The organism is Roseateles sp. L2-2 (assembly GCF_050613215.1).
GTDB classification, from domain to species: domain Bacteria; phylum Pseudomonadota; class Gammaproteobacteria; order Burkholderiales; family Burkholderiaceae_C; genus Roseateles; species Roseateles noduli.
The window spans coordinates 667,581-681,866 of record NZ_CP192509.1 but is presented as its reverse complement, the minus strand read 5'-3'; the positions used below and the strand labels follow the sequence as shown (position 1 = coordinate 681,866).

General features: G+C 68.8%; 13 protein-coding genes. 3 read left to right on the top strand and 10 right to left on the bottom strand.

Annotation, left to right across the window (positions count from 1 at the left end; genetic code table 11):
- Positions 1 to 2 precede the first annotated feature (2 nt).
- From trpD to trpE, 4 genes are read right to left on the bottom strand one after another with little or no spacing between them, the layout of a single operon-like run.
- A complete protein-coding gene (trpD, locus tag ACQZ13_RS03095) occupies positions 3 to 1,043 on the bottom strand; it encodes an anthranilate phosphoribosyltransferase (protein WP_431049831.1) in 1,041 nt (346 codons plus the stop codon).
- Positions 1,044 to 1,056: 13 nt separating this feature from the next.
- Positions 1,057 to 2,124 carry a low-specificity L-threonine aldolase gene (gene ltaE, locus ACQZ13_RS03090; protein WP_431049830.1) on the bottom strand — a complete coding sequence of 356 codons (1,068 nt, stop codon included), beginning with the start codon at positions 2,122 to 2,124 and terminating at the stop codon, positions 1,057 to 1,059.
- On the bottom strand, positions 2,121 to 2,705 hold the full coding sequence (locus ACQZ13_RS03085) for an anthranilate synthase component II (protein WP_431049829.1): 585 nt from the start codon (positions 2,703 to 2,705) through the stop codon (positions 2,121 to 2,123). Before ACQZ13_RS03085 ends, ltaE begins: the two co-directional genes overlap by 4 nt.
- Positions 2,706 to 2,732: 27 nt before the next feature.
- The gene (gene trpE / locus ACQZ13_RS03080; protein ID WP_431049828.1) at positions 2,733 to 4,217 is read right to left on the bottom strand and encodes an anthranilate synthase component I; all 1,485 of its coding nucleotides are present in this window, start codon (positions 4,215 to 4,217) and stop codon (positions 2,733 to 2,735) included.
- Positions 4,218 to 4,609: 392 nt separating this feature from the next.
- Between trpE and ACQZ13_RS03075 the strand changes: the two genes are divergently transcribed.
- On the top strand, positions 4,610 to 5,296 hold the full coding sequence (locus ACQZ13_RS03075; protein ID WP_431049827.1) for a chalcone isomerase family protein: 687 nt from the start codon (positions 4,610 to 4,612) through the stop codon (positions 5,294 to 5,296).
- A gap of 20 nt (positions 5,297 to 5,316) precedes the next feature.
- On the opposite strand, the gene gph is transcribed toward ACQZ13_RS03075, so the two are convergent.
- Positions 5,317 to 5,976 carry a phosphoglycolate phosphatase gene (gene gph / locus ACQZ13_RS03070; RefSeq protein WP_431049826.1) on the bottom strand — a complete coding sequence of 220 codons (660 nt, stop codon included), beginning with the start codon at positions 5,974 to 5,976 and terminating at the stop codon, positions 5,317 to 5,319.
- A gap of 20 nt (positions 5,977 to 5,996) precedes the next feature.
- Entirely contained in the window at positions 5,997 to 6,929 is a 933-nt protein-coding gene (locus ACQZ13_RS03065) for a LysR substrate-binding domain-containing protein (protein ID WP_431049825.1), read from the bottom strand.
- Positions 6,930 to 7,032: 103 nt separating this feature from the next.
- Between ACQZ13_RS03065 and ACQZ13_RS03060 the strand changes: the two genes are divergently transcribed.
- Positions 7,033 to 8,139: an alkene reductase gene (locus tag ACQZ13_RS03060; RefSeq protein WP_431049824.1), complete on the top strand. Its 1,107-nt coding sequence runs from the start codon at positions 7,033 to 7,035 to the stop codon at positions 8,137 to 8,139.
- A 166-nt stretch (positions 8,140 to 8,305) separates the two neighbouring features.
- Here ACQZ13_RS03060 and ACQZ13_RS03055 read toward each other — a convergent pair whose 3' ends face one another.
- From ACQZ13_RS03055 to ACQZ13_RS03040, 4 genes are all read right to left on the bottom strand, one after another.
- Positions 8,306 to 9,823 (bottom strand): methyl-accepting chemotaxis protein, encoded by a 1,518-nt coding sequence (locus tag ACQZ13_RS03055; RefSeq protein WP_431049823.1) that lies wholly within the window; start codon positions 9,821 to 9,823, stop codon positions 8,306 to 8,308.
- A gap of 47 nt (positions 9,824 to 9,870) precedes the next feature.
- The gene (locus ACQZ13_RS03050) at positions 9,871 to 11,280 is read right to left on the bottom strand and encodes a heavy metal sensor histidine kinase (protein ID WP_431049822.1); all 1,410 of its coding nucleotides are present in this window, start codon (positions 11,278 to 11,280) and stop codon (positions 9,871 to 9,873) included.
- The gene (locus tag ACQZ13_RS03045; protein WP_431049821.1) at positions 11,277 to 11,984 is read right to left on the bottom strand and encodes a heavy metal response regulator transcription factor; all 708 of its coding nucleotides are present in this window, start codon (positions 11,982 to 11,984) and stop codon (positions 11,277 to 11,279) included. Before ACQZ13_RS03045 ends, ACQZ13_RS03050 begins: the two co-directional genes overlap by 4 nt.
- Positions 11,985 to 12,063: 79 nt before the next feature.
- Positions 12,064 to 12,894 carry an alpha/beta fold hydrolase gene (locus ACQZ13_RS03040; RefSeq protein WP_431049820.1) on the bottom strand — a complete coding sequence of 277 codons (831 nt, stop codon included), beginning with the start codon at positions 12,892 to 12,894 and terminating at the stop codon, positions 12,064 to 12,066.
- Between the two features lie 246 nt (positions 12,895 to 13,140).
- On the opposite strand from ACQZ13_RS03040, the gene ACQZ13_RS03035 reads away from it, so the two are divergent.
- The gene (locus ACQZ13_RS03035) at positions 13,141 to 14,268 is read left to right on the top strand and encodes a patatin-like phospholipase family protein (protein WP_431049819.1); all 1,128 of its coding nucleotides are present in this window, start codon (positions 13,141 to 13,143) and stop codon (positions 14,266 to 14,268) included.
- The last annotated feature ends 18 nt before the right edge of the window (positions 14,269 to 14,286 follow it).

Sequence of the window (14,286 nt, the reverse complement as noted above, 5' to 3'; positions counted from 1 at the left end):
CTTCAGGCGTTCGCGGCGGCCTGCCGCTGCGTCTCGGCGACGAACTGGTCCAGCTTCGCGCGCGCGGCGCCGGACTCGATCGCGACACGCGCCTTCGCGATGCCGTCGGCGATCGACTCGACGACGTTGGCCGCATACAGCGTCGCGCCGGCGTTCAGCAGCACGATGTCGCGCGCCGCGCCGGGCTCGTTGCCGAGCACGCCCAGCAGCACCTGCCGGCTCTCCTCCGGGCCGCTGACGCGCAGGTTGCGGCTCGCGACCATCGGCATGCCGAAGTCCTCGGGATGGATCTCGTACTCGCGGATCTCGCCGTTCCTGAGCTCGCCGACCAGCGTCGCCGCGCCCAGCGAGATCTCGTCCATGTTGTCCTTGCCGTAGACGACCACGGCGTGCTGCGCGCCCAGGCGCTGCATCACGCGGACCTGGATGCCGACGAGGTCCGGATGGAACACGCCCATCAGGATGTTGGGCGCGTCGGCCGGGTTGGTCAGCGGCCCCAGGATGTTGAAGATCGTGCGCACGCCCAGCTCCTTGCGGACGGGCGCGATGTTCTTCATCGCCGGATGGTGGTTGGGCGCGAACATGAAACCGATGCCGGTCTGGCGCACGCACTCCGCGACCGCCTGCGGCGGCAGCGACAGCGTCACGCCGAGCGCCTCCAGCACGTCCGCGCTGCCGGTCTTGGACGAGACGCTGCGGTTGCCGTGCTTGGCGACCTGCGCGCCCGCCGCCGCGGCGACGAACATCGAGCAGGTCGAGATGTTGAAGGTGTGCGCGCCGTCGCCGCCGGTGCCGACGACGTCGACCAGATGCGGGCCCGGCTCGATCGGCACCTTGACGGAGAACTCGCGCATCACCTGCGCGGCGGCGGTGATCTCGCCGATGGTCTCCTTCTTGACGCGCAGGCCGATCAGGATCGCCGCCGCGGTGACCGGCGAGATGTCGCCGCTCATGATGCGGCGCATCAGCGCCAGCATCTCGTCGTGGAAGATCTCGCGGTGCTCGATGACGCGGGTCAGCGCCTCGTTGTCGGTGATGGGCATGACGATCTCCCGCTCAGGCGTTGAAGAACCGGCGCGTGGCCGCGACCGCGCGGTCCACACCGGCGGCGTCCACGTCGAGATGGGTCACGAAGCGCAGCTTGTACAGCCCGGTCGTGAGCACGCCTTCGGACTTCAAATGCTCGACCAGCTTGGCCGCGATGCCCTTGTCGACGTCGCAGAAGACGATGTTGGTCTGTGGCGCCTCGACCGTCAGGCCCGGCAGGCCCTGCAGTCCTTCGGCGAGGCGCTTGGCCAGCGCATGGTCCTCGCCCAGGCGCTTCACCTGGTGGTCGAGCGCGTAGTGCGCCGCCGATGCGAGCAGCCCGGCCTGGCGCATGCCGCCGCCCAGCATCTTGCGCCAGCGATGCGCACTCTTGATGAGCTCGCGCGAGCCGCACAGCACCGAGCCGACCGGCGCGCCCAGTCCCTTGGAGAAGCAGACCGAGACGCTGTCGAAGTGCGAGCAGATGCGCTTCGCCGCGTCGTAAGGATCGCCGCCTTCGCGCGCGGCGACGACGACCGCCGCGTTGAACAGCCGTGCGCCGTCGAGATGGCGCGACAGGCCGTGGCGTTTCGCCAGCTCGGATGCAGCGGCGAGATAGTCCATCGGCAGCACCTTGCCGCCTATCGTGTTCTCCAACGCCAGCAACCGCGTGCGCGCGAAGTGCGCGTCGTCGGGCTTGATGTTGGCTTCGATGTCGGCCAGCGGCAGCGAGCCGTCCGGCGCGTGGTTCAGCGGCTGCGGCTGGATGGAGCCCAGCACCGCGGCGCCGCCGCCTTCCCAGCGATAGGTGTGGGCGAACTGCCCGACGATGTATTCGTCGCCGCGCTGGCAGTGCGCCATCAAGGCGCACAGGTTGCTCTGCGTGCCGGTGGGCATGAACAGCGCGGCCTCGAAGCCGAGCCGCTCCGCCAGCGCCGCCTGCAGCGCGTTGACGCTCGGGTCGTCGCCGAAGACGTCGTCGCCCAGCGGCGCGGACGCCATGGCGGCGCGCATGCCCGCGGTCGGCTGGGTGACGGTATCGCTGCGCAGATCGACGATCGCGCCGGGATGACCTGCTGCCTTGCTGCCTTCGTTCATCGTGCCAACTCCAGGAAGTTCTTGAGCATCGCGTGACCGTGCTCCGAGAGGATGGATTCGGGATGGAACTGGACGCCCTCCAGCGGCGTCGCGGTGCCGGCGAGCGCGCGATGACGCACGCCCATGATTTCGCCGTCCTCGCTGCGGGCGCTGATCTCCAGCTCCTTCGGGATCGTCGATTCCTCGATCGCCAGCGAGTGGTAGCGGATCACGTCGAAGCGCTCGGGCAGTCCGCTGAAAACGCCCTGCGTGTCGGTCGTGATCGTCGAGGACTTGCCGTGCATCTGCACCTTGGCGCGGACGATGTGGCCGCCCAGCGCGGCGCCTATGCTCTGGTGGCCCAGGCACACGCCCAGGATCGGCATCTTGCCGATGAAGCGCTGGATCGCCGGCACGCAGACGCCGGCTTCCTTGGGCGTGCACGGCCCCGGCGAGAGCACCAGATGGGTCGGGTTGAGCGCGGCGATCTCGTCCAGCGTGATCTGGTCGTTGCGGACCGTCTTCACCTCGGCGCCGAGCTCGGCGAAGTACTGCACCAGGTTGAAGGTGAAGCTGTCGTAGTTGTCGATCATCAGCAGCATGTCGTTGCTCCTTCGTTCACTTCAGCTTCAGAAGCCTTCTTCGACCAGTTCCGCGGCGCGCAGCAGCGCGCGCGCCTTGGCCTCGGTCTCCTTCCATTCGAGCTCGGGGACCGAGTCCGCCACGATGCCCGCCGCCGCCTGCACGTAGAGCACCTGGTCCATCACGATGCCGGTGCGGATCGCGATGGCCAGGTCCATGTCGCCGCCGAAGCTCAGGTAGCCGCAGGCGCCGCCGTAGATGCCGCGCTTGACGGGTTCGAGCTCGTCGATGATCTCCATCGCGCGGATCTTGGGCGCGCCCGACAGCGTGCCGGCCGGGAAGCTGGCGCGGAACACGTCCATGTTGCCCACGCCAGGTTTCAGGAGGCCCTCGACGTTGCTGACGATGTGCATCACGTGCGAGTAGCGTTCGACCGCGAAGGCGTCCGTCACCTTCACGCTGCCGGTCTGCGCGATGCGGCCGGTGTCGTTGCGGGCCAGGTCGATCAGCATCAGATGCTCGGCGCGCTCCTTCGGATCGGCCTTGAGTTCGACCTCCAGCGCCTGGTCCTGTTCCGGCGTGCCGCCGCGCGGACGCGTGCCGGCCAGCGGACGGATCGTGACCTTGCGGCCGTCGGGCGTCTGCTCCTGGCGCACCAGGATCTCCGGCGAGGCGCCGACGATCTGGAAGTCCCCCATGTCGTAGAAGTACATGTAGGGGCTGGGGTTCAGCGAACGCAGCGCGCGGTAGAGGCTCAGCGGGGACTCGGTGTAGCGCTTCTTCAGCCGCTGGCCGAAGACGATCTGCATGCAGTCGCCGGCGGCGATGTAGGCCTTGGCCTTCTCGACGGAGGCGAGGAAGTCGGCTTTCGCGAACTCGCGCTCGACCGGGTGCGCCTGCGCGCGCACCACGCGCGGCGCGGCGACCGAGTAGCCCAGCTTGTCCTTCAGTTCGGTGAGACGCTTCTTCGCCTTGAAGTAGGCCTCGGGCTGGCCGGGGTCGGCGTAGACGATCAGGTAGAGCTTGCCCGACAGGTTGTCGATGACGGCCAGCTCCTCACACTGCAGCAGCATCACGTCGGGCGTCGGCAGGCCGCCCTGCGGCGTGGACGCGGCCAGGCGCGGCTCGATGTAGCGCACGGCGTCGTAGCCGAAGTAGCCGGCCAGTCCGCCGCAGAAGCGCGGCATGCCGGGTCTGAGCGCGACCTTGAAGCGCTGCTGGTAGGCCTCGATGAAGGCGAGCGGGTCGCCTTCATGCGTCTCGATCACGGCGCCGTCGCGGATCACGCGGGTGACGGGGCCCTCGCTCTTCAGCACGGTGCGCGCGGGCAGGCCGATGAAGGAGTAGCGGCCGAAGCGCTCGCCGCCGACCACCGATTCCAGCAGGAAGCTGTGGCGGCCCGGGCCGTTGCCGGCGCAGAGCTTCAGGTAGAGCGAGAGGGGGGTCTCCAGGTCCGCGAAGGCCTCGCTGATCAGCGGGATGCGGTTGTAGCCGTCGGCGGCCAGGCTTTGGAATTCCAGTTCGGTGATCACGTCGTCAAACCTCTTGTCGGATGCGGCGTGTCATCAGTGACGCAGGGCATCACGACGCGCGCGCAAGCGGTAACTCAGGTCGCCTGTTGGACCTGCCCCGTCCGGTAGGGTGCAGAGGAAGTGTGACGGTCCCGCGTCCGGGGGATAGGGGTGGACGGCGGGCGGCAAGCAGCAGGCGGCTTCAGGAGAAGTCGAACCAGGATCGCCAGGGCCAGGCTCCCCGGTCGTTCGACCCCTTGATGTGCTTGCGCGTGATAAACATGGTGCGGACCAGTGTATCAGCAGGATCCAGCAGGAGGATTCCCGGAGGCCCGGCTTCGCATCGCTGTCGGATACTTCGCATCAGAGTCGACCGTGGAGTCGACCGATCCTTCCGGAGGGAATGGAGACACATGTCCAAGCGCAAAGTCCTGATGACCGCGGGTCTGCTCGCGGCCGCGTTGTCGACGCCGATCGCGGCGTCGGCCCAGTCCACGCCTGGGGCGGCTTCCGCGGCCGCGGTCGCCACGGCGCCGATCGAGCTGGCCGGCGTCAAGTACGACGGCAACGTCGAGGTGGCCGGCCAGAAGCTGCAGCTCAACGGCGCGGGGATCCGCTACAAGGCGATCTTCAAGGTCTACACGGCCGGCCTGTACATGAACGCGAAGGCGACGACGCCCGAGGCGGTGCTGGCCAACACGGGCCCCAAGCGCATGCACATCCAGATGCTGCGGGACATCGACGGCGAGGAGCTGGGCAAGCTCTTCACCAAGGGCATGGAGCAGAACGCGACGCGCGAGGAATTCGGGCGTTCCATCGTCGGCGTGCTGCGCATGTCGGAGATCTTCGTGCAGAAGAAGAAGCTCAAGACGGGCGAGAGCTTCGGCGTGGACTACATCCCCGGGACGGGCACGGTGGTCTTCGTCAACGGCCAGCTGATCCCCGGCGAGCCCATCAAGGGCGAGGACTTCTTCAACGTGCTGCTGAAGATTTGGCTGGGCAAGTCGCCGGCGGACAGCGACCTGAAGGTCGCGCTGCTGGGCGGCGGCAAGGCGGCGGCAGCGACCAGCAACCGCAACGCGGCGGGCAGCAGCCGCTGAGCGTGCTGGCCGACGGACGCTCAGCCGAGCAGTTCGTCGAGCCGGTCGATGTAGCGTTCCGCAGGCACCTCGCGGATCGGCTGACCGTGGTTGTAGCCGTAGCTGACAAGCGCGATCGGGCAGCCGGCGGCATGCGCGGCACGCGCGTCGTTGCTGGAGTCGCCGATCATCCAGGTCGTCGCCGGCGCTGAGCCGAGCGCCTCGCAGGTCTTGAGCAGCGGCATCGGATCGGGCTTCTTGCGTTCGAAGTCGTCGCCGCCGAAGACGCGGTCGAAGTAGCGATCCAAGCCTTTGCGCTTGAGCAGCTCCCGCGCGAACGCGGCGGGCTTGTTGGTCAGGCAGGCCATCGGCAGGCCGAGCGCCTTCAGCGCGTCCAGGCCTTCGATCACGCCGGGGAACACGTCGGCGTGCTCGCCGTTGAGCACCTCGTAGTGGCGCTGGTAGAGCGCCCAGGCCTGCTCGTAATGTTCCTGAGGGGCGCCGACCTCGGCGAGCACGCTGCGGATCAGGTGCTCGCTGCCCTGCCCGATCGTGTGCTCGACGAAGTCGCGCTGGACGGCAGGCAAGGCCATGTCGGCCATCACGCGGTTCAGCACCGCGACGAAATCGCCCAAGGTGTCGACGAGCGTGCCGTCGAGGTCGAGCATGAAGGCGGTGGGAGTCGGAGCGAGTGCAGGCATGCCGGCATCCTAGCCGCGGCTCACGCCTTCTTCGGCGAAGGGATCTCGCCCTGCGCCGCGACCTCCGCGGCGACTTCCGACACCAGCGCCCTGAGCCACCGATGCGCCGGGTCGTCCCGGTATCTGACGTGCCACGCGATCTCCACCGGGAAGGTGCCCAGATCCACCGGCGACGGCAGCACCTTCAGGCGCTTGTCCGATGCCAGCTTCCGGCAGATCTGCGCCGGCAGCGTCGCGCAGTAATCGGTGACCGCGACCACCTCCGGCACCGCGAGGAAGTGCGTCACCGACACCGCGACGTCGCGCTTCAATCCTTGTTTTTCCAGCGCCTGGAACAGCCCCACCCGCAGCCGGCCCGGCGGCAGCATGTTCACGTGCTTGAGCTGCTCGTACTGCTTGCGCGTCATCTTCCGGTCCACCGTCGGATGCCCGCGCCGCACGATGCACGCGAGGCCGTCGTCCATCACGTGCTGCACGACGAGGTTGTCCGGCGGATCGACCACCCGCCCGAGCACCATCGCCGTCGAGCCCGAGATCACGCCCGTCTCCGCCAGGTCGGTGCCGAACGGCGTCAGCCGCACCGCCATGTTCGGCGCCTGCTCCCGCAGCCGCGCGACGATCGCCGGCACCAGCACCAGCTCGACGTAGCTGTTCGGCGCCAGCGTCACCAGCTGCGTCGATTTCGCCGGATCGAAATCCTGCTGGCCGAGGATCGCCGTGTCCAGGCTCGCCAGCGCGGCGGCAATGATGGGCGCGAGCTCCTCCGCCTTCTGCGTCGGCTGCATGCCGTAGCGCTCGCGGATGAACAGCGGATCCATCAGCATCGCCCGCAGCCGCGTCAGCGCGTTGGACAACGCCGGCTGCGTGATGCCCAGCCGCTGCGCCGCGCGGGTCACGCTGCGCTCCTCCATCACCGCCAGGAAGACCGGCAGCAGGTTCAGGTCGTATCGCATCCAGCCATGTTGCCCGACGCATATCTGTTGTTCAACGGATAAATTGGATGAATGTGGTGGCTATGTCCAGACTTCGTCCTGTCACTCTCTGGAAAGAACCGCCATGCCTGCTCACACCGCCAACGATCCGATCCTCTTCACCCCCGGCCGCATCGGCGCGATCGAGGTCCGCAACCGCGTCGCGATGGCGCCGTTGACCCGGTCGCGCGCGAGTTCGGACGGCGTGCCGTCGCCGCTGGCCGTCGAGTACTACCGGCAGCGCGCCTCCGCCGGGCTGATCGTGGCCGAGGCGACCAACATCTCCCGCCAGGGTCGTGGCTACGCCTGGACGCCGGGCATCTACACGCCCGAGCAGGTCGACGCCTGGAAGCGAGTCACCGACGCAGTCCACGCCGAAGGCGGCAAGATCGTCCTGCAGCTGTGGCACGTGGGCCGCATGTCGCATGTGAGCCTGCAGAAGGATGGCGCCGCGCCGGTTGCGCCGTCAGCCCTGCAGGCGGGCACGGTCGTCTTCACCGAGGCCGGCTTCGAGCCGCCGTCGGCGCCGCGTGCGCTGGAACTGTCGGAGCTGCCCGGTCTAGTCGAGGACTACCGCCGCGCCGCGGTCAACGCGAAGGTCGCGGGCTTCGACGGCGTCGAGATCCACGCCGCCAACGGCTATCTGCTGGAGCAGTTCCTGCGTGACAGCACCAACCGCCGGACGGACCAGTACGGCGGCTCGATCGAGAACCGCGCCCGCTTCGTGCTGGAGGTGGTCGACGCCGTGACCGAGGTGTGGGGCGCGGACCGCGTCGGCCTGCGACTGTCGCCGCTGTCGACCGCGATCGGCGACACGCCGATCGACAGCACGCCGGCGCAGACGCACGGCTACCTGGCCCGCAAGCTCGGCGAGCGCGGCCTGGCGTATCTGCATGTGGTGGAAGGCCAGCTGCACGCCGGCAACGGGGCTGACGCCTTCGATGTCGAAGCGCTGCGCTACGCCTTCGGCGGCGCGTACATCGCGAACAACGGCTACGACCGCCAGCGCGCGTTGACTGCGACGTCGTCGGGCCACGCGGACATGGTCGCCTTCGGGAAACCCTTCATCGGGAACCCGGATCTGGTCGACCGGTTGAAGGGTAATCTGCCCCTATTCGAAGCGCCGCAGTCGGCGTACTTCGGCGGCGGCGCGGAAGGCTACACGCAGTTCAGCGAGCGAGCTGCGGCGTGAGTTCCGGTCAGTTCATGCGGGAGGCTGCTGGCCCTCACCCCTGCCCTCTCCCGCAAGCGGGAGAGGGAGTCCGACCTGTTCGACTCGCAGCGCTGGCTCCTCTTGCTCCCTCTCCCGCTTGCGGGAGAGGGTGGGGGTGAGGGCCAGCGGCCTCGGCAGTCAGCAATCAGGAGAACACGCCGACGGCGGTGACCAGCACCTGCGACTGCTGCTCCAGCGATTCCGCCGCGGCGGACGCCTGTTCCACCAGCGCCGCGTTCTGCTGCGTCGCCTGGTCCATCTGCGCGATGGCCTGGTTGATCTGCTCGATGCCCGCGGTCTGTTCCTGGCTGGCGCTGGAGATCTCGCCGACGATGTCGGTGACCCGCTTCACGCTGCCAACGATCTGCGACATCGTCGCGCCCGCCTGGGTCACCAGCGCGCCGCCGGCCTCGACCTTCTGCACCGAGTCGCCGATCAGCGCCTTGATCTCCTTGGCCGCCGTCGCGCTGCGCTGCGCCAGCGTGCGCACTTCCGACGCCACCACCGCGAAGCCCCGGCCCTGCTCGCCCGCGCGCGCCGCCTCGACGGCCGCATTCAGCGCCAGGATGTTGGTCTGGAACGCGATCCCGTCGATCGTGCCGATGATGTCGACGATCTTGTTGGACGAGCTGCTGATCGACGCCATCGTCGCCACCACCTCGTCGACGACCTTGCCGCCCTGCACCGCGATCTCCGACGCGGACATCGCCAGCTGGTTGGCCTGGCGCGCGTTGTCGGCGCTCTGCTTGACCGTGGCGGTCAGCTCTTCCATCGAGGCCGCCGTCTCTTCCAGCGCACTCGCCTGCGATTCGGTGCGCGACGACAGGTCGCGGTTGCCGGCGGCGATCTCGCCGGCGGCCGTCGCGATCGTGTCGGTGGAGCCGCGGATCTGGCCCACCGTCGTCGACAGGCTGCGCTGCATGCGGTCCATCGCGGACAGCAGGCTGTCCGCATGCGCGTCGCGCAGGTCGACCGCCACGTTCAGGTCCCCCGCGCCGATGCGGTGGACGATGTCCGAGGCATACGCCGGCTCGCCGCCCAGCTGGCGATAGATGCTGCCGGCCAGACGCCAGCCCAGCACGCCCACCACCGCCATCAGCGCCAGGCCGATGCCCAGCAACACGACGGCGCTGCGCCAGAAGGCCTTGTCGATGTCGTCGATGTAATCGCCGAAACCGATGATCCAGTCCCAGGGCTCGAAGCGGACCACCGCGTAGAGCTTCTCGACCTCGTCCTTCGTGTTGGGCCGGGTGCCCAGCGCGATCACGGTGCCGATCTTCTTGCCTTCGAGTGCGGTGCGGTAGCGCACGCCGGCTTCCTTGCCGCCCTTGGCGTCGACGATGCCGACGCGCTTCGGGTTCGGATGCACGAGGTTGACGTCGTCGCTGTAGCCGCGCACGAAGAAGTAGAGCTCGTCCTTGCGGAAGCTGCCGATGATCAGCTTGCCCTGCTTCTGCGCTTCCTCGCGGGTGATCTTGCCCGCCGCCTCCTGCTCGTGCAGCTTCTCCAGCGCGGACTGCGCCAGCACGACCAGCGTCGACAGCTGCGCGGTGCGCTCCTTCATCATCGTCTGGCGCAGCGTCGTCAGCGACACCGCGGCCAGGACCACCATGCCGATCAGCGCGGCAAGACACAGGAAGAGGATTCGGGTTCGGAGTTTCATGGCGTCATTTATCGACCCTTTCGACCTCGGATGAACCCTGGTGGCCACTAACGCACAGCGTTATCCGTCACAACGGCACGGTTGGCCGCGCGGAGCGTGAAACCGATTTCGGTCCTGCCGTCCGCAGAGTCGACGAAAGTCTCGCCGCCATGCATGCGGGCCACCGCGCGCACGATGGCCAAACCGAGGCCGAAACGGTCCCCCGCCTTCGAGCGCGAAGACTCGCCGCGCCAAAAGCGGTCGAACATGCGGCGACGGATGTCTTCGGGGATCGGCTCGCCCGGATTGATCACGACGATCCGTGCCCCGTCGGCATCGGGCAACCGCTCGATGCGCACCGTGAGCGTCGCTCCTTCCGGCGCATGCCGCGACGCGTTGGTCAGCAGGTTCACCAGCGCGCGGCGCAGCAGCGCGCGGTTGGCGGGCAGCCGGTGCTCGCCGTCCACGAAGAGGCGCTGATGCTTCTCCTCAAGCAGGATCTCGACGAATTCGCCCACGCCGTGCGCCTCGTCGCGCAAGGACAGGTCGACGAGGTCCGCGGCCGCGTCGCCCTGGTCGGCGCGCGCGAGGAACAGCATGTCGTTGATCATCGACGCCATGCCGCGCAGCTCCTCCAGGTGGGACTCCAGCACGTCGCGCATCTCGGCCTCCGGCCGGTCCCGCGACAACACCACCTCCGCGCCGTTGATCATGATCGCCAGCGGCGTGCGCAGCTCATGCGCCACATTGGCGTTGAAGCCTTCGAGCTGGTTCCAGGCCTCCTCCATGCGCGACAGCACCTCGTTGAAGCGCTGCGCCAGCGGCATCAGCTCGGCGCTGTCCTCGGGCAGCGTGAGCCGGCGCGACAGCGCGCCGGGCTGGATCACCTCGGCCTCGCGCGACAGCGCCGACAACGCGCGGAGTCCGCGACGCGTCGCGAGCCAGGCCAGCGCGATCGTGCACAGCACCCCGGCGATGCCGACCATCAGCCCCGCGTCGTCGTAGGTCGCGAGCATCTGCTGGCGCGGCCGAGGGTCCATGCCGATCAGCACCTGCGCGTCAGGGAAGACCGCGTGGTCGGGCAACAGGAAATGCGCACCGCGCAGCTCGACGCCGTCCTTGCGTCGCAGCCAGACCTTGTCGCCGTCGCGCTGCACCGACGGCGGCATCGGCTCCGCGCCGTACAGCAGCTCACCGTCACGCCCGACCAGCCACACGTTCCAGCGGAAGCGCCCGCCGACGCTGGTCGCCGCCAGATGGCGGCGCAGCATCGGGAGGTCGTCCATCGATTGCGCCTCGCCGATGAAGTGCTTCACCACCTCCGTCTTGCCGATCAGGTCGGCGCGCTCGTCGGCGATCAGCACCTGCTCCAGCGCCTTGTGCAGCAGGAAGCCGGCGGCGGAGAACACCACCACCGCCACCAGCGCCAGCATCAGCACCAGCCGCGCGGAGATGGAGCCTAGCCGGCCTGCGCTCATGACGCGGGCGCCTCCAGCACGTAGCCCATGCCGCGCACGGTGCGCAGGAGCTTGGTCTCGAACGGATCGTCGACCTTCGCGCGCAACCGCCGCACCGCCACGTCGACGACGTTGGTGTCGCTGTCGAAGTTCATGTCCCAGACCTGCTCGGCGAGCACCGTGCGCGACAGCACTTCGCCGCGACGCCGCATCAGCAACGCGAGCAGCAGGAACTCCTTGTTCGTGAGATCGATCGACTGTCCGCCCCGGAACGCTTTGCGACGCGCGAGATCGAGCTGCAGATCGCCGAGCGTCAGCATCGTTTCCGAAGCGCCGCCGGTGCCGCTGCCCGCGCCCGATCCCGACCGCACGCCGCGTCGCCGCAGCGCGGTCAGCCGCGCGAGCAGTTCCGAGAACGCGAAGGGCTTGACGAGGTAGTCGTCCGCGCCCTCCTGCAGTCCGTGGACGCGGTCCTCGACGCCGTCGCGCGCGGTCAGCATCAGCACGGCGACGTCCTTCTCCGCCTTGATCGCCTTCAGCACGCTGAAGCCGTCGATGCCCGGCAGCATCACGTCGAGCACGATCAGGTCGTACTCGCCGTTGAGCGCCAGGTGGCGGCCGTCGATGCCGTCGGCGGCCACGTCGACGACGTAGCCGTTCTCCGTCAGCCCCTTGCGGAGGTAGCCGGCCAGCTTCGGTTCATCTTCGACGACGAGGACACGCATCCCTGCTCCTTGGGCGCCGCCCGCAGACTCGGGGTCCCGAGGCGGCGCCGGCATCACGGGGCGGATTATCGGCAGCAACTCAGCGCTGGCCCTGCGCGGCCTTGACGATCAGGTCGGCGACCGCCTGCGGCTGCGACAGCAGCGAGACGTGGCTGGCGTTCAGCTCGATCGTCGCGGCGCCCATGCGCTGCGCCAGGAAGCGCTGCAGGTCGGGGTTGATGGTCCGGTCCTGCGTCGACACGGCGTACCAGCTCGGCTTCACGCGCCAGGCGGCGGTCGTCGTCTTGCCGCTGGCCACGGCGCGGGCGAAGGGCTGCTGCACGGCGAAGTAGCTCAGCGCCTCGGCGGACGGCAGGTCGCCGGCGAAGTCCTTCAGGAAGGCGTCCTGCGACAGGCTGCCCCAGTCGCCGTTCCACTTCAGGCCGGCCGCGGCGGGCGCGGTCGGGAACTTGCGGGTCAGCGCGGGGTAGTCCTCGCCGGCGTCCGGCGCGCGGGCCGCGATGTAGACCAGGCCGCTGACCTTGGGGTCGGCACCGGCCTCGGAGATCACCATGCCGGCGTAGGAATGGCCGACCAGCAGCGTGGGGCCGTCCTGCTGCGCCAGCGCGCGCTTCACCGCGTCGGCGTCGTCCTGCAGGCTGGTCAGCGGGTTCTGCACCGAGGTCACGTGCAGGCCCTTGGCCTGCAGCAGCGGGATCACCTTGCCCCAGCTGGAGCCGTCGGCGTACAGGCCGTGCACCAGCACGACGTTGCGGACGGCGACCGGCGCGGACTTGGCCGTGACGGCCGACGCCTGCGGGGCGGACGGCGCGGCATCGGTCTCGGCATGCGCGACGCCGAGGGCGGCGGCGGAGAAGGAAGCGACGAAGGCGGTGGCCATCAGCTGGCCGAGGAAGGTCTTGCGGTTCATGAGGCTCTTTCGCGTGGAGGGGCGCCGGCGGCGTCCTGGTCATGGGGTGGATCGGCAGCGGCCTGGTGCCGACTGCTTGGAAAGCACTGTAGAAATCGGGCTCCCACGCGAAACGCACAGCCACATTACAAGTTTGAAATCTTCGCCGCGCGTCCCCTTCATTTCCTCCGTCATCCCCAACTTGACAGATTGCGACCGGCCCGCGCCGCGCCTAGGCTGAACGATCCACACAGCGGGAGACCCGCCATGCCCTTCGACCAGGACGCGCGCACCAGCGGCATCGCGCTGGCACTCTCGGGCGGCGGCTTCCGCGCCGTGCTGTTCCATGTCGGCGTGCTGTGGCGGCTCAACGAGCTCGGCGCGCTGGGCAGGCTGGCGCGGATCTCCAGCGTGTCCGGCGGCTCGATCACCTCGGGGCTGCTGGCCGTGCGCTGGCCGCGGCTCGCGTTCGGCGAGGACGGCCGCTCCGCGCTGTTCGAGGCCGAAGTCGCCGCCCCGCTGCGCGAGTTCTGCGCGCGCAACATCGATGTCGCTTCGGTGCTGTCGGGCGCGTTCAATCCCTTCCGCTCCGCAGGCGAAGCCGTCGCCGACGAATACCGCAAGCGCCTGGGCCTCGACGCGTCGCTGCAGTCGCTGCCGGACGATCCGCGCTTCGTCTTCAATGCGACCAACTACGCGACCGGCGTCAGCTTCCGCTTTTCCAAGCCCTACGCCGGCGACTACCGCATCGGCCTGATCCCGAAGCCGCGCTTCGACGTGGCGACGGCGGTCGCCTGCTCCAGCGCCTTCCCGCCGGTGCTCGCGCCTATCGAGCTGGACGTCCGGCCCGAGGACTTCACGAAGGTCGACGGCGCCGACCTCTACGACCAGATCGACTACCGCCGCCGGCTGATGCTGGCCGACGGCGGCGTGTACGACAACCTGGGGCTGGAGACGGTCTGGGGGCGCTACGAGACGGTGCTCGTGAGCGACGCCGGCAAGCCCTTCGACATCGACGCCGGCATCGGCACGATGGCGCCGCGCCAGCTGATGCGCACGATGGACATCGGCCTGAACCAGGCGCTGGCGCTGCGCAAGCGCATGCTGATCGCAGCCTACGCGCGCGGCGACGCGAAGGGCGCGTTCTGGGCCATCGACACCGACATGGCCGACTACCCGGCGACCGAAGAGGCCAAGTTGTCCGTCGCCCCCGCGCGCGTCGCGGACCTGGCGGCGATCCGAACCCGGCTGGACCGCTTCAAGGACCAGGAGCAGTGCGAGCTCATCAACTGGGGCTACGCGGTCAGCGACGCCGCGGTGCGCTCACGCGCGCCGCACGTGGCAACGCGACACCAGTCGCCGGCCTGGCCGTATCCGAAGCACGCGCTGAACTGAGACCGCTCCACGGACGTT